This window comes from Desulfitobacterium chlororespirans DSM 11544 (genome assembly GCF_900143285.1).
Lineage (GTDB): Bacteria > Bacillota > Desulfitobacteriia > Desulfitobacteriales > Desulfitobacteriaceae > Desulfitobacterium > Desulfitobacterium chlororespirans.
In genome coordinates this window covers 192,752-214,933 of sequence record NZ_FRDN01000008.1, presented here as the reverse complement: position 1 = coordinate 214,933, position 22,182 = coordinate 192,752, and the positions used below count along the sequence as shown (strand labels likewise).

Sequence of the window (22,182 nt, the reverse complement as noted above, 5' to 3'; positions counted from 1 at the left end):
GACTGAACCATTTTGACTTCCGGCAGAAAAGCCTATAGAATAGTCAAAGTGACAACTCTATTATATTTATAAGGTTGTCACCAAAAATACAATCCCTATGAAGAGGAGGTTGATTATGGGAGTAAAAATTGAAGTCAATAACCTCATCAAAGTTTTTAGCCCCCAGCCACAAAAAGCCTTGGAGCTTTTGGCCAAAGGCTTGAGCAAGGAGCAGATTCTAAGCGAGACCGGCCTGACCGTCGGTGTAAATAATGTCAGCTTTACCGTTAACGAAGGAGAAATATTCGTGATCATGGGCCTTTCCGGCAGCGGTAAATCCACCATTCTCCGCTGTCTCAACCGCTTAATCGAACCCAGTGCCGGCTCTATCCTTATCGATGGCGTGGATATTACCCAATTAAAACCCCCAGAGCTGAGGCAAACCAGACAGAAAAAGTTAGGTATGGTCTTCCAGCAATTTGCCCTCCTTCCCCATCGCACAGTTCTGCAAAATACTGTCTTCGGCCTGGAGATTCAAGGCGCCGACAGGGCCGCTCGTGAGCAAAAGGCCCGGGATTGTCTGGCCATGGTGGGATTGGCAGGTTGGGAAAGCTCTTACCCTGATGAATTGAGCGGCGGCATGAAGCAACGGGTCGGCCTGGCCCGGGCTTTGGCCAACGATCCGGATATTTTGCTCATGGATGAAGCTTTCAGCGCTTTGGATCCCTTGATTCGGGAAGAAATGCAGGATGAGCTGCTTAATCTTCAGCAAAAGATGAATAAGACCATTGTCTTTATCACCCATGACCTGAACGAAGCTCTGAAAATCGGCGACCAGATCGCCTTTGTCCGCGACGGCTCCCTGGTCCAAGTGGGTACGGCTGAAGACATTGTCGGCAGCCCTGCTGATGATTATGTGGCCAAATTCGCCCGTGGTGTGGATCTCACTAAGATTCTCACCTTGAAGGATATTATGAAACGCCCTCACCCTGTGGTACAGCTTAAAGACGGTCCCAATGTAGCCCTTCAGGTTATGAAAGATCATGGTCTGTCCAGCGTTTTCGTCGTAGACAGGAGCAAGCGTTTACACGGACTTATTAATGCGGATTTGGCCATTGAAGCCCGTCAGAAAGGTGTCCATAACCTTCAGGAAGTCCAGCTGACTGAAGTTCCTGCTCTTCAGGGCAATGTCCTCGTTCAGGATATTCTTCCGGTCATCGCCAACACCAAGGTCCCACTGGCTGTAGTTGATGAAGAAGAGCATCTGATCGGCATCATTGTTCGCGGCGTCGTGCTTGCCGCCTTAGCGGAAGCCGGAAACTCAGCAGATAAAACAGGAGGTGAAACCTAATGACGAAAATTCCTTTGGGGGAGTGGGTTAATCAGGGTGTCGATACCCTTCTCTTCTATTTTGGCAGTGCCTTCGATACCTTTACCAATTCGGTAACCTCAATGACCGATGCCATGAGGGACGGGCTGGACATCGTGCCCTGGTTTATCCTCATCCTACTCTTCGCAGCCTTAGCATGGCGGGCCAAAGGATGGCGCCTGGCTTTAGGAACTATTGTCGGCCTCTGTCTGATCTATAATTTAGAGTTATGGCCGGCTTTTCTCGATACCCTTATCCTGGTCCTGCTCGCCTCCCTTGTCTCCTTAGTAATCGGCATTCCCTTAGGGATACTGGGAGCACGGCACAATGGTTTTCATAGAGTCCTCTCCCCTATCCTGGATTTCATGCAAACCATGCCTTCCTTCGTCTACCTCATTCCCGCTTTGATGTTCTTTAGCTTAGGAACGGTATCGGCGATTTTTGCCACCGTTATCTTTGCTATGCCACCCGTCATCCGCTTAACGGCTTTGGGAATTCGTCAGGTTCCCGCCGATCTGGTGGAGGTAGGAGAGGCCTTTGGCTCGAATTCCCGGCAAATGCTCTGGAAAATTCAATTGCCCTTAGCTTTGCCCACCATCATGGCCGGCATCAATCAAACCATGATGCTCTCCTTATCCATGGTGGTTATCTCCGCCATGATCGGAGCTCAGGGCCTGGGAGCCGGGGTACTGGCAGGGATTTCGGGAATGGATATCGGCAAAGGATTCGAGTATGGCTTAGCAGTGGTTATCCTGGCCATGATCCTTGACCGTCTCAGCCAAGGAGCCTTGCGAAACTCCCGGGTAGCTAAGAAAGTATAGAGAAGTATAGAGAAAGAAAAACAGAAAATTATTAAAAGATATAAAGGATGATTCAATGAAATTACAAAAATCCTGGCCTAAAGCCCTCCTTTGGGCGCTGACAGCTATGCTCGCCATTGGGCTGACCGGCTGTGGAGCAACTTCCGGCGGCCCATCAGGCAATAAAAAGGCCAACGGCGACAAAACTGTCAATATTGGCTATGTTAACTGGGCGGAAGCCGTAGCCGTCAGCAACCTCTGGAAAGTTATCCTGGAGGAACAAGATTATAAAGTAAAGATGACCAGCCTCGATGCGGCTCCCCTCTTTGTGGGACTCTCCGCAGGAAATTTAGATATCTTTATGGACAGCTGGCTCCCTACTACTCATCGGATTTTCTGGGATAAATACAAAAACAAGCTGGATGATTATGGTGTATGGTATACCGACGAAGCAAAAATCGGCCTTGTCGTGCCTGAGTATGTGGAGATCAGCTCCATCGAAGAATTGAACGCCCACAAAGACAGACTCAGCGGCAGAATTACGGGTATTGATCCCGGCGCCGGAATTATGAAAGCCACTGAAACTGCTATAGACAGCTATAACCTGGATTTTAATCTGATCCAAAGTTCTGAAGCCGCTATGCTGGCTGCTTTGGATAAAGCCTATCGCAACCAAGAATGGATTGCCGTTACCGGTTGGAGCCCTCACTGGAAATTCGCCAAATACGAATTAAAATACCTTGAAGATCCAAAGGGCAGCTATGGCCAGTCTGAACAGATTCACACTTTGGCCAACAAAGAGTTTACCCAAGCTCATCCCGAAGTCGCGGCAATGCTCAAGAAATTTAGGCTCGATGATCGACAGATCGGTACCTTGGAGGGCTATATCAACGAGGGTATGAAACCTGAAGAAGCGGCCCAAAAATGGATCGCTGAGAATCGGGACCTTGTGGACAGCTGGCTCAAATAGCAAATTTAAAAACCCCCTGTGGCATCCCATCCAGTGCAGTGCAATGCGCCGGGATAGCCCAGGGGGTTTTAACTAGCTAATATTCATGGTTTTCCACTGTAGTTTAACCTCGTTCAATTGGGACGATCCGGTTTTACACCCGGTTGAGGCGGCTGGCCTTTCGTATCGCCAAAGTTGCCCCCTTTGCCGCCTCCCATGCCGCCCCCGCCATTAGAGGTGGATACTGAAGATAGAGTCACCGTTTCCACAAGAGGTCCGGCAGCCAAAGTATAGGTCCCCCCTTGGACAAGATCCGGAGAACTGAGCTGAACTGAGGTAAATTCCTTATTTGCCGTCCACTTCAATATGACCTTATCATTGACATCGGTTAAGGTTACCTCACTTCCTGCTGCCACAGAGGCGGGAAGATTATAAAGCAAGGAATATTGACCGGACTCTTCAGAAAACCCTTGAGCCATCCCGCTGCTCCCTGTGGCCATCAGCACTCCGCCGCTAATCGTGGCTGTTCCGTCATAATCCAGGGCAGCGTTGCCATTATTGACAGGACCGCTTACAGTAATCGTTCCTCCCTCGACGAACAGGCTGCCGTTGGAATCCAGGCCATCACCGGCGGCATCGACTTTAATCTCACCGCCGCTGATCCGCAAATAGTGATCTGTGCTTACCTGAGTAAAGTTGTTCTGTCCAGGCCGGCCCAAAGCTAAACCGTCGTTGCCCCCGGCTACGTTCAGGCCGTCGTCACGGGCAGTAACTTCAATGATACCGCCTGTGATGGTTATGGTATTTCCTTCAATGCCCTCATAGCTTTTAGCCACCAGGAGAATTCCCCCGGTGATGGTCAAATCAGCGTCGGCATGAAGCCCATCATCTCCGGAACTGATAGCGTAAGTGCCCCCGGTAATGACCAGCTTGCCATTGCTGTGCAGGGCATCGTCGGAAGAATCGATATCAAAACTTCCTTCATTAAGAATCATCTCTCTACCGGCTTTAAATCCTTTGGCGCCGGGAGTATCCTCGACCGTTGCGGTTTCACTTGCTGTTTCAGGTGAGGCACCAGTGATGTTCTCAGGATTTCCCGGAGGCCCGCCCCACATGCCCCAGCCCTCCCGTTCATTGCCCTGGGAATCCGTACTGGCATTTTCACTGCCCCCGCCGGTCAGGATCTTGAAAGTACCGCCGTCGGTCTGGAGAAGGGTTTCGGCTTGGAAGGCATCTCCTTGGGTCTCAATGGCAAAGGTGCCGCCGGCGATATAGACAAACCCTCTGGTCTCATCCTCCGTGTTATCTGATTGAACAGCATCTCCTTGAGTCTTCAAGGCAAATATGCCATCTTTGATTTTGACACAATCCTTGCCATGCAATCCTTGGCCTTGAGCGGTCACGGAGAGCTTGCTGCCGGTGATGACCAGATCATCCTTGGAGACAATCCCATGTTTATAATTACCGATGACACTCAGGGAGCCGCCTCCATTAATGGTGAGATCAGCCTTGCTGTAAATCACCCCATCCACATTGACCTCATCCTTTTGCACATACTCCGTGCCATCGCTCAGGGTATTTTGGCTGTCTGTGGCCAGGGTTATAAACACTTTGTCTGCTTCCTTAATATACAAAGCCGCATGATCCTCATTGTGGATACTTACTCCCCGCAAGACCAGCTGGATTTTATCCGTGTCTGGCGCATCGACAATGATTTGCCCATCAAGCAAGGATCCGGACAAAACATACGTCCCCTCCTGTGCAATGATCACGGTATCCCCCTCAGCCTCGGCACCTGAACCCGTTACCTCAATGCCGCTATCACTTAAAGTAATTTGGGTGGCCGTCCCCTCGTCAAAACCCACGTCCAAATCACGAGCCGAAAAACTAAGGTCAAATTCCGCTGACGAAGTTACCGGGGAGGAGATGACCACAGAGGCATCACCCATTTCCTGTTGGCTTCCGGCCTTGCTGCAGCCTGTGAGCCCCAAGGTCAAGACCAGGAAAAGGGAGAGCACTGTGTATCCCTTTGACCTTTTTTTCTTCATTATAGTTCCTCCTTACGCACACTGACCCTGCCGCAGAGTATCTCCAGATTGCCGTTGCGGCAGCGAAGTTCGTTAATTAGTTCTCGTTCTTTGTTCATATCTTTCAATAGGATTCGGTAATCCAATTTAAAGAGGCTTCCCATATTGGTGGTTTTAACCTGGACTAAATCCCACTTGCTCAGATACTGCTCAAAAAGATCATCAAAAACTCCAGAGTAATCCAACCCTTCAGGAATCGTAATCCGTAAGGTTTTCTCAGCCTTTTTCTGTTCGCCAAACCCCACCCGATCCAGCAAAAGATTGGTTAAGCCAAGTATCAATGTAAACATAACGGCAATTCCCAGGAATCCCATACCCGTGGCCAAACCGATGGCCATAGCCAGGAAAATACTGCTGATTTCCTTAGCAGAACCGGGAATGGAACGGAAACGAACCAGGCTGAACGCTCCCATAACGGCAAGACCGGCTCCCAGGTTTCCGTTGACCAGCATGATAACCAGCTGAACGATTGCCGGCAATGTGGCTAAAGTAGCCACGAAGCTTTTGCTATAAGAATAAGCGTTGCGATACATATAGAAACAAGCAATAATAATCCCCAGTAAGAGGGAGACCCCTGTGCAAAGCAAAAAAGATTGCCAGGGAAAAGCCGTTGCAGCGGCCTCTATATTCAATATACTTTGAAAAATACTGTCAGGCAATGATTTTTCCCCCTTTATTTAATAGTTGACCTGCTGACGCATTCAGATAAGCCTTGCCGTATTTGGAGAAAGAGCTTGGGTAGATCGCCAGTTCATCCAAAACGTGCGCAAGCCACAGAGGCATGGCACCGGCGATCTTGATCTCCATAAGCCGCTGTCCCGGAGCCAGCAAGGAGCGCCCCCAAGATCCCAGGCTTAAATCAAGCTCATCTTGACGCCAGAGAATATCTTGATCGAAGGTAATTCTTAGTCCGGGATCCTCAATACCGGAAAGAGCAAGGCGATCATAGGAGATATACATGGCAGGACTAATCTCCCCATAGAACTTGAGGAACCAGTCGATTTCATTCGTGATCTGACTGGCGTTGCGGACCGATTTTCTATGGTAGAGATAATCCACCGCCTCTTCCAGAGGCATTACCGTTCGTCGCTTATAGACCACACCCTGGAACTTTTTCTTAAGTTCTACAAAAACCTGATCATGACCATGGGGAGTACCATAACTTCTTAGTCTTAGTTTTTCTTTATAGAGAGGCTTCTCCAGGGACGCGGAAATCAAGTGATAATCCGGGGTATCAAAGTAGATCGTGTTAATCATGCTTTGCTTGAACTTATCCTCTTTGACTTTTCCTTCCGCTCTTTTGAGTAGGTGTCTATACTGCTCTTCATTCAGCATATATTTCTTTTCATAGCGTTTAAAAACGGATTGATAGGTGCTCATCTATTTGCCCTCCCAATTTCTTATTTAACTTAACTTTACAATGTCTTAACGGTAGCTTTACCATTGCTATGGTTAAAGTTTACCTGCTGAACCTTAAACTCACTTTAAAGCTTCCGCACTTCAGAGAAGTTCATCAAAAACTTACCTTCATAAAAAAAAGAACCACGAATCTGTCCTAAGCACAGACTCGTGGTTCTGATTATAAACCTATCTTCTGATTATAAACTTATCTTAATAGTCTTCCCGGAGGCCAAACTCGGCATCTTCCACCCACTCCTCCGAGCGGCTGAGCAAAGCGATCAATTGTTCCAGAATGGCATAGTGCTCCTTTTCCTGGACAATCAAATAATCAAACAAAGCCTTGGTCTCACCATCTGCTGCTTCAGCAGAGCATTTTTGATAGAGCAAGATGCTTTCCTTTTCATTGTCCAGGGCAGCCCGATAGACATCGATCTGACTGGGAATTTCCTTAATCTCGTTTTTAATCCTGTCTTTATCATTGAAGACGTTTTTGGCCGTGGCTAGGGTCTCATTCGGTTCCAGGGTATAGTTCAGGTTCTTGGCCTTCTTCTCTAAGATGTGAGCATGCATTTTTTCATCATCGGCCAGCATTAAGAAAATCGCTCTTAAGCTGTTTCCTTGATTAATCTCTGCTTGCTCCCGGTAATAGCGTTCTCCATCCAGCTCCATTTTAATTGCAAATTCTAAAGCATTCACTGCAATCCCTCCTGTTCAATGAGTTAGCTTATGTTAGCTTATTCTTGTCCACCCAAATGACATAAGACTCCATAAATTTCTGTAAAAACCCGCGGGTCCTCTCACTGGTAAGATTACCGTTTTCATCAAAAACAGTGGCGATATTGCCCAGATAAGCTTCCGGGGCCTGCATCGTCGGCACATTTAAGCAGGAGAGGGTTTGGCGGAGGTGATGGTTCGCCCCAAAGCCGCCGATTGCACCCGGCGAAGCTGTCAGGACCGCTCCGGGTTTGCCTCCCCATACACTCTTACTGGGCGGCCTGGACCCTACATCAAGTGCATTCTTAAGAACCGCAGGCACCGACCGGTTATACTCGGGGCTCACAAAGAGAACGGCATCGCAGCTTTTCATCTTTTCACGAAAGACAGTCCAGGCTTCCGGAAGGTAGCCCGGCTCGTCAAGATCCTGATTGTATAGAGCCAGCTCACCGATCTCCACGTTTTCCAGCTCAAGGGATTCCGGGGCCACTTCCTTAAGGGCCTTGCTCAGCTTCAGGCAAAAAGAATCCTTGCGTAAGCTTCCCACCAGAACGCCGACCTTTATTCGACTCATAAATCATCACCTCATTTTAAGTTTTCTTGCCAAGGGAATACTTTATATTTGGCTAATTATAACATATAATTCACTCTTTAGCTTTCCTTGACCTAAATATATTTACTGTTAACCCAGCAACAGGAGAGCTTGGGTTGACATGCGACACTGGTGACGTATTTAAACTGTTCTTCCTGTTTCAGAACCCATGGGCCACTAGTTCTGATCTATAGTTTAAATGATTACCATAAAACTTATGCCCTGCTCCCGCTGCTCCACAGTAATCTTGCCGTGGTGAGTAGTCACTATAGCCTGAGCTACGGAGAGCCCGATTCCGTAACCGCCGCTTTCCCGGGAACGGGATGTCTCACCGCGGGCAAAGCGATCAAAAAGACGGTTAAGATCCCCTTCAGGCAAGGTATCACAAGTGTTATATACTTCTAAGCAGGTGGTTTTACCCCGTTTCTTCAAGGAAACTTTTAATTGTCCATGTTCAGCAGCATATTTTACCCCATTATCCACCAGGATAGTCACTAAATAACGCAGGCTGCTCTCTTCTCCTTTAATCAGCAGACCCGGTTGAATGTCCAGCACAAATTCCAGTCCCTTTTTCTCCCCAAGAGCCGTGAAGCTCCCGGCCGTTTCCTCGACAAGATCGCTGAAGGACAAATTTTCGAAGGTTAACTCCACTTTCCCTTCATCCATTTTAGCCAGGGTGAGAAGGTTCTTCACCAGTTCGTCCAGCCGTTTCACCTGGTGCTGAATGCTTTGTGTCCACTCATTTTTGCCGTTGGTCAGCTCTAAAACTTCACTGTTGGCGGCAATGATGGCCAAAGGAGTCTTGATTTCATGACCGGCATCGGTGATGAACTGCTTTTGCCTCTCCATATTTTCAATAACCGGCCGTATGGCCCTTCTCGATAAGGCGGAGACCAGCACAAAGAGGATCAATAAGCTAATCAGCGCAATACCGATAGAATTCCAGAGAAAGTCTTTGCTGGTATTGATCTGCCTGCTGCAATCCATAAGGATCAACAAATTGCCATAATCTTTTTCGGCAATCAAGTAGCGGTACTGTCCCCAATAACCTTTAACCCGTCCCTCCTTCAACAGCTTTTGGGCATAGTCCATGGCCTCAGTGGAGGAAACACCGGCAATATGGCTGGTGTCGATCTCGGTAATGGATTGGTCCTTATTGGTCCGAATCAGGAAATAACGGGTTTCAAAGGGAGTTTCCTCCGTCATCCGAAGACCGCTGCGGGGTTCCCGGCGGGGCGGCTCGCCATGACCCAAGGGGGGAAACCGCCCCTCATTCTCGGCCAGGGTTGCCAATAGACCATCGGCATTTTGCGTAATATGCCCAACATTAACCAGATTAAGGGAACCGAGGACAACCACCATGACAACCAATAGGGAAAGCATGGCAATGGCGATAAAGCGCTTTTGCAGATTTTTAACCATGACTGTCCTCCAAGGTATACCCTAAACCGCGGGAGGCTTTAATCGTTACAGTGGAGCCTAAGGTCGTTAGTTTCTTGCGCAGATAGGATATATAGACCCATACTACATTGATTTCCGCTTCCGCATCAAAGCCCCAGATTCGTTCCATAAACTGTTCCGTGGAGATCAGTCGGTTGGGGCTGCTCATCATCATTTCCATCATCTGATACTCTTTGTTGCCCAACCGTATGGAACCTTTCTCACCGGATAATTCATAGTTTGTCCGATCCAGCTTTAAATTGCCTACGGTGAGAAGATTGGGGGCAAATTCCGTCTTGCGCCGGGTGATGGCCCGAATCCGCGCTAATAATTCTCCCATGGCAAATGGCTTGGTCAGGTAATCATCTGCCCCATGATCCAAACCTTCAATCCGGTCCTCGATCTCCCCTTTAGCTGTGAGCATTAAGATCGGGGTGGAAATTCCTTTTTCCCGCAGCTTGGCGAGAACCTCCAGACCATTCATCTGAGGCATCATGATATCCAGAAGGATGCCGTCATAGTTCCCGGCCAAAGCCCAGTCCAGAGCATCCGTCCCATTATCCACCGCATCCACAGAATAATTATTGTGCTTGAGAATAGCTGTTAAAGCATTGGCCAGTTCCAGCTCATCCTCTGCTAATAATAATCTCATCATACCCCTCCCTTTTTTCATGGGATCGGCCAGAGTCTTTTTCAATTATTCTATCCTGTTCAGCTTAAAACTACTTTAAAAACGGGAGCTAACCAAGGAACCCCAGATGCTCCAACAGAATCTTAAGCCCCATCAGAATCAGAATCACACCGCCGGCCAGCTCCGCTCTGGCCTTATAACATTCTCCGAAAACATTGCCGATCTTAACTCCCAGGAAGGAAAAAACAAAGGTGGTCACACCAATCATCGAAACGGCAGGCACAATATCCACATGCAAAAAGGCAAAGGTAATGCCAATCGCCAGAGCATCAATGCTGGTGGCTAAAGACAGAGTGACCATCTCCTTAAGGCTAAACCGGTCCTCAATGATTTCACAGGGTCCTCTGGATTCCTTGATCATCTTCAAGCCAATGAGAGAAAGCAGGATAAAGGCAATCCAATGATCGACGGCCGTAATATAGGACTCAAACCGTATTCCCAACAAAAAACCGAGCAGAGGCATCAACGCCTGAAATCCTCCGAAAAAGACTCCTGTGATCCACGCTGTCTTATAGCTCATCCGCCGCAAGGATAAACCTTTGCTGATGGCTACGGCGAAAGCATCCATGGAAAGCCCCACAGCGATTAAGAGTAACTCCAGATTTCCCATTATCATACTCCTTACTTCAACTTAATTTTATAGTTCCCCGGATTGCCGTGAATTTTACTTACAAAATCCACCGGAATTAAAACAAGACCCACGGGTAGCTTTAAGAACTACCCATGAGTCTTGTCTTTTAAGACAAGCCAGACCTAAGCGGTCATTATGTTGACTTGCCACATAGCCATAACTATGCTGACTACTCCCCCATGGAAACCTCATATCGTCAATATTATACCATCAATCCGTTAATATTCAATCTGTTTTTCCCCTCTGCTCCATAATATTCCCTTTTAAGTCAAAGTGACAGCCACAAAATAATACCCTATAATGGTAATTACACAAGGAGGAGGATTTCATGCGGTATGGCAGGCCCCAAGTGCGAAGCACCCGCTCTCCGCTAACTGAAGAAGAAAAACTGAATAAGCCCAAGGTCACCAAAGCCTTTCTGCGGCGGATTTTAAGCTATCTCCTGCCCTACTGGCCGCGACTCGCCCTGGTATTCGCGGCGATCATTCTTTCATCTCTTCTCGGGCTCCTTCCCCCTTTATTGTCCGGACGTATTATTGACGACGGACTGCTCGGCAGAGACTTCCCCCTTTTGGTCCAGTTGATCCTGCTTTCTTTTATCGTTTTGATCATTGCCAACCTGATTAATGTCCTGGAGAACTACCTGACTACCTGGGTCGCTCAACATATCATCTACGATATGAAAAATCAGATGTATGACCATTTACAGCAAATGTCTCACCGTTTTTTCACGAACAATCATCAAGGAGATATCATTACCCGCATGACCACGGATATTAACGGCGTGCAAAGCGTCATTGTGGGTACTTTAACCAGACTTGTCAGCAATACCATTATCCTCGTGACAACTTTTGCTGCCCTTGTCCAAAAGAACTGGCTTCTGGCTTTGATCAGCATGATCATCGTCCCTTTGTTCATTCTCCCCACTAATCAAGTGGGCAATCGCCGCTGGTCCCTGACCATGGCTAAGCAGGAGCAAACAGATGCCTCCAATCAACTGTTTAATGAAACCTTAAGTGTCAGCGGTCAACTGTTGGTTAAATTATTTACCCGTGAGAGCAAGGAGTATGCGAAATTTGAGAAGATCAACCGGGAGATCACCCGTTTAAGCATCCGGGAAATTCTCGTGGGCCGCTGGTTCCGGGTCATCTTCGATACCTTCACCAATATGGGACCCATGATCATCTACTTAGCCGGCGGCTTCCTCATGATCAAGATGGGCTCAGACCTGACTGTAGGGGATATTACCGTGGTCGTCGCCTTGCTGGGACGTCTCTATCTTCCTGTAAATGTCCTTTTAACCATTCAGGTGGATATCATCCGTTCTCTGGCCTTATTCTCCAGAATCTTTGAATATTTTGATATCCCTGTTGAAATTAAAAACTCGCCCCAGGCTATCGCCCCCAAGGAGTGTGCCGGAAAAATCGTCTTTGAGCAGGTTTCCTTTCATTATGAGGGAAAACCCGTCCTGAAGAATATCAATCTGACCATCGAAAAAGGGAAATCTGTGGCTATTGTGGGGCCTTCGGGTACAGGAAAAACCACCTTGATCAACCTCATCCCTCGTTTATATGATGTGACCGGGGGCAGAGTCCTTCTGGACGGGCAGGATGTTCGGGACCTTGACCTGAACTTTCTGCGCCAAAACATCGGCATGGTTTCACAGGACACCTATCTCTTCAACGGAACCATTCGCGAGAACCTCCACTATGCCAATGAGCATGCCCAAGAAGAGAATTTGATTAGAGTGTGTCAGGAAGCAAATATCTATGATTTTATCCGTACCCTGCCTGACGGTTTTGACACGTTGGTCGGCAACCGGGGGTTAAAACTGTCCGGCGGCGAAAAGCAGCGTCTTGCCATCGCCCGGGTTCTCCTCAAAGACCCCAAAGTACTGATCATGGATGAAGCCACTTCTTCTTTGGATTCCCTCAGCGAATCCCTGATCCAGGAAGCTATCGAACCCATACTTAAAGGCCGAACCAGTGTTATTATCGCCCACCGGCTTTCCACGATTATGGCCGTGGATGACATTATCGTCTTACAAGAGGGGGAAATCGTCCAACAAGGGACCCATTGGGAGCTGCTCAAAGAGGACGGACTCTACAAATTGCTCTATGAGACCCAGTTTAAAATGGCCCTGGAGGATCTGGAGCACCGTTAGTGCAAAAAACACCCTCAAGCTTTGCCGTAAAGTCTTGAGGGTGCCTTTATGTCGCATATTAAGCTTGGGGAGTCAACGTCCGTTTTAAGAACTCCCGGGTCCGCTCCTGTGTGGGGTTATTAAAGATCTCCTCCGGAGGACCTTCCTCGGCGATCACCCCTTTATCCATGAACACCACCCGATCGGAAACCTCTTTGGCAAAGCCCATTTCATGGGTGACCACCAACATGGTCAGCCCCGAATCGGCCAGTTCTTTCATAACCTTCAGCACTTCTCCCACCATCTCCGGGTCCAGGGCGGAGGTAGGCTCGTCAAAGAGCATCACATCCGGTTCCATGGACAGGGCGCGGGCAATGGCTACCCGCTGTTTTTGCCCTCCTGACAATTGCTTGGGCTTGGCATTGATATATTGCTCCATCCCTACCACTCTCAGATATTTCATGGCCACTTCCTCAGCCTCGGCTTTGGAACGCTTCAATAATTTAACTTGCCCTACCATACAATTGTTTAAGACATTATGGTTATTGAACAGGTTGAACTGCTGAAAAACCATCCCCAGTTTCTGACGGTATTGATAGACATCATGCTGATCATCCAGAATGTTTTCCCCTTTATAGATAATCTGGCCGCCGCTGGGTTTCTCCAAAAGGTTAATGCAACGCAGAAGGGTGGATTTACCGGATCCGGACGAGCCGATGATACAGACCACTTCTCCTTTGCGCACTGAAAAATCGATATCCTTCAAAACTTCATTAGAGCCAAAAGATTTGCTTAAATGTTGAACCTCAATGACTTTTGCCAAGTGTATCTCCTCCTTCCTCAATCGGATCTTGTCCATCAGGTCTTGGTCCTGCGCAGCATACCCTCAGCAGTTTGCACCTGCATTTGATTCATAGTATAGCTTTCCGGTCCATCCATCCTTTTTTCAATATAACGAAGGATGCGCGTTACCGTAAAGGTCATAATGAAGTAAAGGATACAGGCTACAAAGAAGGCCTCGAAGTAACGGAAGTTGTTCCCGGCGATGGACTTGGTTTGGAAATACAGTTCCGTAACGGAGATCACATTGAGTACAGAGGTGTCTTTAATATTGATCACAAATTCATTCCCTGTGGCAGGAAGAATATTGCGGATAACCTGGGGCAATGCCACATTGGTCATGGTCTGGATATGATTCATCCCAATCGCATGAGCCGCTTCAAACTGTCCTTTATCAATAGATATAATGCCGCCGCGGACGATCTCGGCCATATAGGCCCCTGTATTGATGGAAACAATAAAAATTCCCGCAAAGATATGATTCATATGGATATTAAAAGCTAAGGCCGAGCCATAATAAATAACCATGGCTTGAACGATCATGGGGGTTCCCCGGAAAAACTCGATATAGCTTGCCAAAAGAGCATTGACTACTTTCAGCAAGATGCGTTTCATTCTCCGCTCCGGCATAGGGATAGTGCGTATAACACCGATAATAAGTCCGATGAGAGAGCCAATGATGGTACCGATGATGGAAATTAAAAGGGTGAACCCTGCTCCGCGCAGAAACATGGGCCAGTTTTCGGTCAAAATGCGTATGATCCAATCTAAGCTCATCATTCTCCTCCTTACAAAATATCACTAACTCCATAATTGCTGGGGCATTTTCAAAAAACAGGACAAAACCGACTGCATTGAATGTAGCCGGTTTTATAAAACATTATTCCCTGCGGAGCAAAATGTCCTTTAAAGCGTCTTAGTTAGCTGCTGGTTGGTTCTTAATTGCATTATCCATAATTTGGATACGCTCTGCTTCAGGAATCCCTTTTAAGATCTCATTGATTTTAGCGGTAAGTTCGCTGCCCTTTTTTACCCCTACGGCAATGGCCGTATCATCAGGATCGGTTTGGAATCCATCGGTGAGTTCAACCATTTTAAAATCGCTGTTGGCTGCTTGGGCGCTGACCCCTTCCGGACGTTCGGAAACATAGCCGTCGATCATGCCTGATTGTATAGCGACCCGCATGGCCGGGAAATTATCCATAGCGGTTTGTTTGGCAACCCCTTCGATTTGGTCAATAACACCATAGTGGAAGGTGTTTAACTGAGCCGTAATTTTAGCCCCATTAAAGTCTTTAAGAGAGGTGGCGTTTTCATATTTGCTGCCGCTCTTGACCACGATCACCAGATCGGATTGGTAATAAATATCGGAGAAATCAATGGTTTCTTTCCGTTCTGCAGTCGGGGACATACCGGCGATAATCGCATCGATTTTCCCGGAAGTCAGAGAAGGAACAAGACCATCCCATTCAGTTTTAACAATGACCAGTTCTTTGCCTAAGCCTGCGGCAATTTTTTTGGCAATTTCCACATCATAGCCACCGGCATATTCAGCACCGCCATCAATTTTGACTCCACCGTTGGAGTCACTCATTTGCGTCCAGTTAAAAGGAGCATAGCCTGCCTCTAAGCCGACTTTAAACGTGCCTCCTTCATTTCCTGCGGCCGGTGTTTGAGCATTTCCCTGACCGCTTGAACCGCAGCCCGTGGCCAGCAGCATGACAGAAATCAACCCTGCCATCACTATTGATAATTTTCTTTTCATTGGAACCTCTCCTTCTTCTCTTTACCTTTTTCATAATATTTAAAAATTGTGAAAAATAAATGAGACCTGAGTTGGTACTCAGGCCGCAAAAGTCATATTGCTCCTAAACCCCTCTTTTCCCCCGCCGAGATAGCACAACTCAATAAACCGGGACGTCTATTGAGACAGTTCTGCAGTTGTTCACTGCAGACCCAGCCCCTAATACTGAGCGTATTAAAAGCTTCGGCGATATTTCCTTCTCCTTGTTTTCCTCGCTGCTCATGCTCCAAAAAGGACTGTTAAATACCGCACCTCTACCTCACCTGAAAAGTGAGGTTCACTATGAATTTATCTTCAGTCTACAATAACATAAGACAGCTTGTCAACCCGAACCGATTTTGTATTATGTACTCATCAACTATTTCTTTAGAGGAAATTTAATGAAATTGTAGAATCTAGTTTATACTAGAGAAAATCAAGCACTCTCTAAATTATATTAAGAATTGGAGGATCAACAATGAGCGAACAAAAAACATTAAAGCATCTTATGGATGCCTTTGCCGGTGAATCACAAGCCAATCGGAAGTACCTGGCTTACGCCAAAAAGGCCGAAAAAGAGGGTAAATTCAACGCCGCCAAACTCTTTCAGGCAGCTGCCGATGCTGAGACTCTGCATGCCCACAGAGAGTTGGAGCTCGCCGGTAAAGTAGGTTCCACCGTGGATAATCTGAAAGATGGCATTGCCGGTGAAACCTATGAGTTTGAAAGCATGTACCCTGATTTTATTAAAGTTGCTGAAGAAGAAGGCAATAAAGCTGCTATAACCACCTTTACTTTTGCTATGAAAGCGGAAGAAGTCCATGCCAAGCTCTATAAAGAGGCTTTGGAGAATTTAGACTCAACGGAAGAGGTATTCTATTATCTCTGTCCCGTCTGCGGCAACATCGAAAAATACATCCCCGAAAAATGTTCCATCTGTAATGTTCCCGGTGATAAATTTATTAAATACTAAACCGGATCTGGCTTTACCGATAAGCACGGGCCGCCCACCAGGGGTGACTCGTGCTTTTTTGCTTATCTATGCTTTTATCCGCCCCTCAAGGATTGAAAAGTCTCAGCCACCCCGCCTATAATTAGATTATACTGAACAGGTGATCCTTATTTAACCATCAGCAAGGAACGGAGATTAAGGAGGCCCATCACCCAGAAAGATTTCCCTTATGTCCTGGCCATGATCATCGCCACTCCCATAAGGATCCTCATCACACTCCGGATATGCATCACGGGCATATTCATTAAAGCAGGCAGGCTCTCACTTCGTAACTATCATTGGCGCAATCCATCAAACTCTTGCAGGATTCTCTCAAGTTATTGTTCAGCTCAGGTATTCCCGTAAATAGTCCGCTATAGGTACATCGGCCGGCAGCAGCTCATAATTCGGCAATTGCTTCACACCGACCCATTCGTATCGATCATGGGCCCGCAGTTCAATTTCCCCATGGAGGATCTTGACCCGGTAAGCCAATAACCGGATTGAGCCTTGGGGGTACTCATAAAGGCTTGACTTGACAAACCCCTGAACTTTAACCTCTATGCCGAACTCTTCCGCAAGCTCACGTTTTAAACAGGCTTCAGGGGTCTCCCCCGCTTCCACTTTGCCGCCGGGGAATTCCCAGCTTCCTGCATGCTTTTCACCGGGAGCTCTGCGGGCAATCAGGACTTCTTCACCTTTAATGATGATTGCAGCTGTGACATCTTTCATAGACCAACCTCACCATTGCTAAGTAAATTGGAATTTGACTGTTTCCCATTATGCTTATAATACCTCGCTCAATGCCTTCGTTAACAATGGCAAAGCTATATGGAGTGCTTTGAGATTATTGGTGAGCATCGTATACTGCCAAGTGCCTTGAGCTAATTTTGTCCGTGCTTTCTCAGATTTGCTAATCAGAGAAGTGATTGGTGCAAGCGCGTTTTTCAAATCTTCTCCGCTATAACAATCCACAGCGTTACTCTCCGTTAATTCTTTAGCTATCAGTGATGAAGCTATCTGAAGCGCTTTAAGCCTATTCATTTGTAACGTATGCTGAGAAGTACCTTGCACAAATTTCTCTTTTGCTTTCTCAGTCCTGCTAATCATTGAAGCTATGGCTCGGAGTGCTTCTTCCCTATCCTCTCTTGTGAAATCATCCATAAACTCAACCTCCATAAATATAAATCCATATTATTCTCGTACGGGAACATGCGCTCTGTTTTTTCTGTAATCAGACTATCTCCGAAGTAACAAAAGGAAATTATTGAGAGTGTTGAAAGTGACCCAGATTGAACAATGGATCCGGGAAGGCATTACTACTATCTTCCTTTAATTAGTTATCCATGATTGACGTCGATATATTCCGATCCTAAAAAGATGGGCCCCGAATTGTTTATTATGCTTAAAACATTGTTTCCTATAACCTTTGGCAACAACCGGATATCTTGCAAAGATTCAATATCAATCCACTCACAACTTTCTTGCAGGCCCCAGAACCCTTTGCATCAACGCAAAGGACTCTGGGGCTCATCCGATCTTATTGCGGACCTACAGATAGGCTTTCAATTCCTGCACATTATTCTCTTCAAAACGCAAGAGCCGCTCCATAAGCTTGAGGATATGTTCTTCAGCGTTCTGATAACTTCTGATATTCCTCACGGCATTGATTACTCCCATAGTACTGCCGATCATCAGCATTTCTGCGATATGAGAGGGGCTTTTATCCGTTAGGGTCTCAAAGCTAATCATCAGGTAGGTACGTATTTTCTCCAAAGTACCGATACCCTTTTCATCAAAGCCCTTTTCATTCAGCATAGCTTCGGCTGCCTTATGGATTTCCTGATATTCCTTATATTGAGATTTCAGATGGTTCTTAAACTCACCATCTTCTACGATTTCAATCAACTGATTAAGGGTTGCCACACCCATCTGGGAGTTCTGATAGACGAAATTTAACAGCTCGGCATTTCCATTCATGCAGGTCACACTCCTTTTCGCTAGTATAGCCGGAAAAGGCGTGAGTATGCGGAATTATCGCTTAAAGCGAATCCAGAAAGTTTTTCTCATAAATTTTTTCTGCTTCTTCCGCTACTAATGGTTTGCTGAACAAATATCCTTGGATGCTGTTGCAGCCGCTTAGCTTTAATTGCTCATACTGCCATTGCTCTTCAATCCCTTCGGCAGTGATCACCAGGTTAAGGCTGTGAGCCAGAGAAATGATACTCTCAATGACCTTGATATTGTCAGGGCTTAAAAACTTATCACAGAGAGACTTATCCAATTTCACTTTATCCACCGGTATATAGGTCAGGTAGTTAAGTGAGGAGAACCCTGTGCCAAAGTCGTCCAAGGCTATTTTTATGCCTAATTCCTTGATCTTCTCCAGCAGCTCCAGGGTAAGATCAGTTTCCTCCATTAAAATACTCTCCGTAATTTCAATTTCTAAACACTGAGGATCCATCTCATACTCCGCCAGAGTATCCACGAGGAATTGCAAATAATCCCTGTCCCGGATCTGCTTGCTGGAAAAATTGATGGAAATGGATTTACGGGGATATCCTTTGTCCCGCCAGGCTGCTGCCTGACGAATGGCCTCCTTGGTCACAACTCTGCCAATTTGATAGATTAGATCCGATTCCTCAGCGATACGAATAAACACATCAGGAGAAATAGAATGATGCTTCAGGCGCACCAAAGCCTCAAAGCTTTCTATTTCGCCTGTTTTCACGTTGACTTGAGGCTGATAAACCAGATAGAATCCGTCTTCCTGTACCGCTTTCCGAATAATTCCTTCCGTAACCGCCTTATTGCGGAGTTCCTGCTGCATCTCTTTATTGTAGTGAAGGTGATGGTTTTTACCGCTGCGCTTGACTTGATATAAAGCCGTATCCGCATTCATAATCAATTGATCGATATCTGTGCTGTCCTCGGGATAACGGGTGATCCCCATGCTGAACTTAAGGGTAAACTCATTGCGTTCAATCTGAATGGGCTGGGAGAACATGATCCGAATCTGTTTGATACATTCCTCTATATCACAGCTATCCCGATCCGTCATCAGGATAAGAAATTCATCGCCGCCGAACCGGGAGATGAACATATTGGGGCAGGCATGATCCAACAGCTTTTGAGCCACTGCTTTCAAGACCTTATCTCCCCAAACATGGCCCAGAGTATCATTGATTTCCTTGAAATTATCAATATCCATCAACAGAATATATAAAGGCAGCCCTTTTTCAATCTCTTCCTGAAGTTTTTCCATAAAGGAGATGCGGTTAGGCAGATTGGTTAAATAATCATAGTGAGCAAGGTGATCTATATACTCCTGTTGCAGCTTCTGGTCCGTCACATCCGTCATAATTCCGTAAAGAAAGATCTCTTCTTCGCTGCTTCCCCGGATGGCTTTCCCCTGTGCTTTGATCCACCGGGATGGCTTGGCACTGGACTTCACCGGAAACTCAACCTTGATCTCACCCTTTTCCCCGTTCAAATAAGCGGCAATTTCTTCATTAAGCAATTGGACAATCTTTTCATTAAGGTATTTATCCATAAGCTGATCAACCGGCTCATGCCACGGAAAAGGGCGGGAAAGCCAGTTTTCAAAGTTCCGGGAGAAATAGATGCTCCGATTGCTCAAATTAAGCTCCCAGACGACGCTATTGGTACTGTTAATAGCATGCTCGTATTTTTGATTGAGAAGCTCAATTCTCCGGACGTTCTCTTCAATAAGCCGGTATTGATGGCGAAGTTCTTCTTCAGTAGCTGCCAATTCTTCATAAGTGGCTGAGAGTTCTTCATTGCTCTCCCTTAATTTCCGCTGCATGGTACGATGCTTAAGACTATCCATACCCATCAATGTGCTGATGATTAACATAATAAACAAAGCTGCAAATACACCCAAGAGCAGCTTCATGTTCTGTTCAAAATAGCTGCTCTTTTTATTGAGCAAAAAGGCATCATGAGGCAGCAGACTTTCCGGAATATCAAAATGCTGGACCATTTGATAATCAAAGATCGTATAATAAGGACTCTCGTTCATCATCGGCAGGTCCTGGACAGGGGTTCCCTGCAGCAGCTGAAAAACCATTTCTCCGGCTCTCTTTCCGGTCTCCCGGTAGGATACCTGAACTCCTCCCAAAAATCCTTGACCCACTCCGCCGCTGGTCGCCCGATACACCGGAACCTGGGTATTGGCACTGATAAAAGCTGCCGCTTCATCAATGGAAAGATCAAGCCCTGCCTGGTCTTTATACATACTGCCTAAAAATAAGATAATGGTATCATCCTGGATCTCCTGCAGGATACAGGCCATTTCCTCAGTGGTATGGTCGGAAATACTGATATCTTCAAAACGCAGGCTGGGATAAAACCCTACCGCTCCATAAAATTGATCCTTCTCTCCCCTACCGGTGATGCTGCCTTCCACCAGACCTACAACCCGCTTGACATCGGAATTGAATTTCAGAGCCAGCTCTATGTTCTCCTTAATGGGGACACTTTCCACTATGCCGGTCATGTAAGGATTGCGGGCTGCCTCTTCCGCCCGGTTCACATCATTAATCCCTAAAAAAACAATAGGGAGCTCGTCAAAAAGCTCCTTCTGATAGGCCATAGCAAAATCAAGAGCTCGATCATCCCCTACAATGATAGCATCATAAGGTTGAAGGTTATCCAGTTTGTAGCGCAGAGAAGTAAAGAAATTATGGATATTTTCCTGAGTATCAAACCGTTTCGTATCCATGTATTCGATATCCAACAGAATATTATGCGGATCCAAAGCCTGGTGAATCCCAGCGATTTGCTCCGGTACGGTTGCAAAGCTTTCCGAGTAGGAACTAATGAATAAGACCCGCTGGTTCGATTGTGCTTGAATCAATAATGGTTTTTGCCCAATAAATAACATTATCAAGGCAATCAGGATGATAACGAGCTTTTTCATTAAGTTATGAGTGCTAATATTTCCCATCCGCATGCCTCCTCTTAGTTATTTATACACTATTTTCAGACTATACTCAATTAGCTTTTCGAACAAATTTAACAAAAAACCATAAAACAATCGTATCCTAGGCTATGGTATAATAAACAAGGGTGATAAAGATGCAAATATTAAAAAATGATTGGCATGAATTATTAAAGGATGAATTTGAACAGGAATATTATCAGCAACTGAGAAAGCATTTAATACAGGAATACCGGACACGAACCATCTATCCTGATATGTATGATATTTTTAACGCACTGCATTTTACTTCTTATAAAGATGTCAAAGTGGTCATCCTTGGGCAAGACCCCTACCATGGTCCAAACCAAGCCCATGGCCTGAGCTTTTCTGTCAAACCCGGTGTACCGGCTCCGCCTTCTTTGCAAAATATCTTTAAGGAATTGCAGAGTGACCTGGGCTGCCGGATCCCCAACCATGGCTACCTCAAAAAATGGGCGGAGCAGGGTGTTTTGCTCCTGAACACCTCTCTGACGGTTCGCGCCGGTCAAGCCAACTCCCATGCTCAGATCGGCTGGCATCAATTTACAGATAAAGTGATCGCGACCCTGAGCCAGCGCCAGGACCCTGTCGTGTTTATCCTTTGGGGAAAAAATGCTCAGGCTAAACAAAGTATCATCAGCCCTCAGCATTTCATCATAAAATCTGTTCATCCCAGCCCACTTTCCGCCCATGCCGGATTTTTTGGCAGCAAGCCTTTCTCCAAAGCCAATAATTTTTTAGTGTCCCAGGGTAAGGAACCTATTGATTGGCAGATTGAAGATATTTGA

The 22,182-nt window shown here is 46.4% G+C and carries 21 protein-coding genes and 1 riboswitch; of the genes, 6 read left to right on the top strand and 15 right to left on the bottom strand.

Going from position 1 to position 22,182, the window contains the following annotated elements:
* Nucleotides 1-115 precede the first annotated feature (115 nt).
* From BUA14_RS13675 to BUA14_RS13665, 3 genes are read left to right on the top strand one after another with little or no spacing between them, the layout of a single operon-like run.
* The gene (locus BUA14_RS13675) at nucleotides 116-1,330 is read left to right on the top strand and encodes a quaternary amine ABC transporter ATP-binding protein (protein WP_072773095.1); all 1,215 of its coding nucleotides are present in this window, start codon (nucleotides 116-118) and stop codon (nucleotides 1,328-1,330) included.
* Nucleotides 1,330-2,169 carry an ABC transporter permease gene (locus tag BUA14_RS13670; RefSeq protein WP_072773094.1) on the top strand — a complete coding sequence of 280 codons (840 nt, stop codon included), beginning with the start codon at nucleotides 1,330-1,332 and terminating at the stop codon, nucleotides 2,167-2,169. The genes BUA14_RS13675 and BUA14_RS13670 overlap by 1 nt, the downstream gene beginning before the upstream one ends.
* Before the next feature lie 55 nt (nucleotides 2,170-2,224).
* Nucleotides 2,225-3,118 carry a glycine betaine ABC transporter substrate-binding protein gene (locus tag BUA14_RS13665; protein ID WP_072773093.1) on the top strand — a complete coding sequence of 298 codons (894 nt, stop codon included), beginning with the start codon at nucleotides 2,225-2,227 and terminating at the stop codon, nucleotides 3,116-3,118.
* Between the two features lie 113 nt (nucleotides 3,119-3,231).
* Here BUA14_RS13665 and BUA14_RS13660 read toward each other — a convergent pair whose 3' ends face one another.
* The 8 genes from BUA14_RS13660 to BUA14_RS13625 form a co-directional block, all read right to left on the bottom strand.
* Nucleotides 3,232-5,145 (bottom strand): carbohydrate-binding domain-containing protein, encoded by a 1,914-nt coding sequence (locus tag BUA14_RS13660; protein WP_072773092.1) that lies wholly within the window; start codon nucleotides 5,143-5,145, stop codon nucleotides 3,232-3,234.
* A complete protein-coding gene (locus tag BUA14_RS13655; protein WP_072773091.1) occupies nucleotides 5,145-5,843 on the bottom strand; it encodes a DUF4956 domain-containing protein in 699 nt (232 codons plus the stop codon). The genes BUA14_RS13660 and BUA14_RS13655 overlap by 1 nt, the downstream gene beginning before the upstream one ends.
* Entirely contained in the window at nucleotides 5,836-6,564 is a 729-nt protein-coding gene (locus BUA14_RS13650; protein WP_072773090.1) for a polyphosphate polymerase domain-containing protein, read from the bottom strand. The genes BUA14_RS13655 and BUA14_RS13650 overlap by 8 nt, the downstream gene beginning before the upstream one ends.
* Nucleotides 6,565-6,795: 231 nt before the next feature.
* A complete protein-coding gene (locus BUA14_RS13645; protein WP_072773089.1) occupies nucleotides 6,796-7,281 on the bottom strand; it encodes a ferritin-like domain-containing protein in 486 nt (161 codons plus the stop codon).
* 28 nt (nucleotides 7,282-7,309) lie between these two features.
* Complete coding sequence (locus BUA14_RS13640; protein WP_072773088.1) at nucleotides 7,310-7,873, bottom strand: NADPH-dependent FMN reductase; 564 nt, start codon at nucleotides 7,871-7,873, stop codon at nucleotides 7,310-7,312.
* A gap of 213 nt (nucleotides 7,874-8,086) precedes the next feature.
* Nucleotides 8,087-9,313, bottom strand: a complete 1,227-nt coding sequence (locus tag BUA14_RS13635; RefSeq protein WP_072773087.1) for a sensor histidine kinase — start codon at nucleotides 9,311-9,313, stop codon at nucleotides 8,087-8,089.
* Nucleotides 9,306-9,983: a response regulator transcription factor gene (locus tag BUA14_RS13630; RefSeq protein WP_178371692.1), complete on the bottom strand. Its 678-nt coding sequence runs from the start codon at nucleotides 9,981-9,983 to the stop codon at nucleotides 9,306-9,308. The genes BUA14_RS13635 and BUA14_RS13630 overlap by 8 nt, the downstream gene beginning before the upstream one ends.
* Nucleotides 9,984-10,071: 88 nt before the next feature.
* The gene (locus BUA14_RS13625) at nucleotides 10,072-10,638 is read right to left on the bottom strand and encodes a manganese efflux pump MntP (RefSeq protein WP_178371691.1); all 567 of its coding nucleotides are present in this window, start codon (nucleotides 10,636-10,638) and stop codon (nucleotides 10,072-10,074) included.
* A 343-nt stretch (nucleotides 10,639-10,981) separates the two neighbouring features.
* On the opposite strand from BUA14_RS13625, the gene BUA14_RS13620 reads away from it, so the two are divergent.
* The gene (locus BUA14_RS13620) at nucleotides 10,982-12,817 is read left to right on the top strand and encodes an ABC transporter ATP-binding protein (protein WP_072773085.1); all 1,836 of its coding nucleotides are present in this window, start codon (nucleotides 10,982-10,984) and stop codon (nucleotides 12,815-12,817) included.
* 58 nt (nucleotides 12,818-12,875) lie between these two features.
* Here the strand turns inward: BUA14_RS13620 and BUA14_RS13615 are convergent, their stop codons facing one another.
* From BUA14_RS13615 to BUA14_RS13605, 3 genes are all read right to left on the bottom strand, one after another.
* Complete coding sequence (locus BUA14_RS13615) at nucleotides 12,876-13,619, bottom strand: amino acid ABC transporter ATP-binding protein (RefSeq protein ID WP_072773084.1); 744 nt, start codon at nucleotides 13,617-13,619, stop codon at nucleotides 12,876-12,878.
* Nucleotides 13,620-13,654: 35 nt separating this feature from the next.
* A complete protein-coding gene (locus BUA14_RS13610) occupies nucleotides 13,655-14,416 on the bottom strand; it encodes an amino acid ABC transporter permease (RefSeq protein WP_345788638.1) in 762 nt (253 codons plus the stop codon).
* 136 nt (nucleotides 14,417-14,552) lie between these two features.
* Nucleotides 14,553-15,401 carry a transporter substrate-binding domain-containing protein gene (locus BUA14_RS13605; protein WP_072773082.1) on the bottom strand — a complete coding sequence of 283 codons (849 nt, stop codon included), beginning with the start codon at nucleotides 15,399-15,401 and terminating at the stop codon, nucleotides 14,553-14,555.
* 122 nt (nucleotides 15,402-15,523) lie between these two features.
* Nucleotides 15,524-15,705: riboswitch (Lysine riboswitch) on the bottom strand.
* A gap of 192 nt (nucleotides 15,706-15,897) precedes the next feature.
* Between BUA14_RS13605 and BUA14_RS13600 the strand changes: the two genes are divergently transcribed.
* Nucleotides 15,898-16,392 (top strand): rubrerythrin family protein, encoded by a 495-nt coding sequence (locus BUA14_RS13600; protein ID WP_072773081.1) that lies wholly within the window; start codon nucleotides 15,898-15,900, stop codon nucleotides 16,390-16,392.
* Between the two features lie 363 nt (nucleotides 16,393-16,755).
* Here BUA14_RS13600 and mutT read toward each other — a convergent pair whose 3' ends face one another.
* The 4 genes from mutT to BUA14_RS13580 all read right to left on the bottom strand — a co-directional run bounded on the left by mutT (nucleotide 16,756) and on the right by BUA14_RS13580 (nucleotide 21,385).
* Complete coding sequence (gene mutT, locus BUA14_RS13595) at nucleotides 16,756-17,142, bottom strand: 8-oxo-dGTP diphosphatase MutT (protein ID WP_072773080.1); 387 nt, start codon at nucleotides 17,140-17,142, stop codon at nucleotides 16,756-16,758.
* A 54-nt stretch (nucleotides 17,143-17,196) separates the two neighbouring features.
* Complete coding sequence (locus BUA14_RS13590) at nucleotides 17,197-17,574, bottom strand: hypothetical protein (protein WP_072773079.1); 378 nt, start codon at nucleotides 17,572-17,574, stop codon at nucleotides 17,197-17,199.
* A 387-nt stretch (nucleotides 17,575-17,961) separates the two neighbouring features.
* The gene (locus BUA14_RS13585; protein WP_072773078.1) at nucleotides 17,962-18,390 is read right to left on the bottom strand and encodes a hypothetical protein; all 429 of its coding nucleotides are present in this window, start codon (nucleotides 18,388-18,390) and stop codon (nucleotides 17,962-17,964) included.
* 61 nt (nucleotides 18,391-18,451) lie between these two features.
* On the bottom strand, nucleotides 18,452-21,385 hold the full coding sequence (locus BUA14_RS13580) for an ABC transporter substrate binding protein (protein WP_072773077.1): 2,934 nt from the start codon (nucleotides 21,383-21,385) through the stop codon (nucleotides 18,452-18,454).
* A gap of 125 nt (nucleotides 21,386-21,510) precedes the next feature.
* Here BUA14_RS13580 and BUA14_RS13575 point away from each other — a divergent pair, with 125 nt between their 5' ends.
* Nucleotides 21,511-22,182, top strand: a complete 672-nt coding sequence (locus BUA14_RS13575) for a uracil-DNA glycosylase (protein ID WP_072773076.1) — start codon at nucleotides 21,511-21,513, stop codon at nucleotides 22,180-22,182.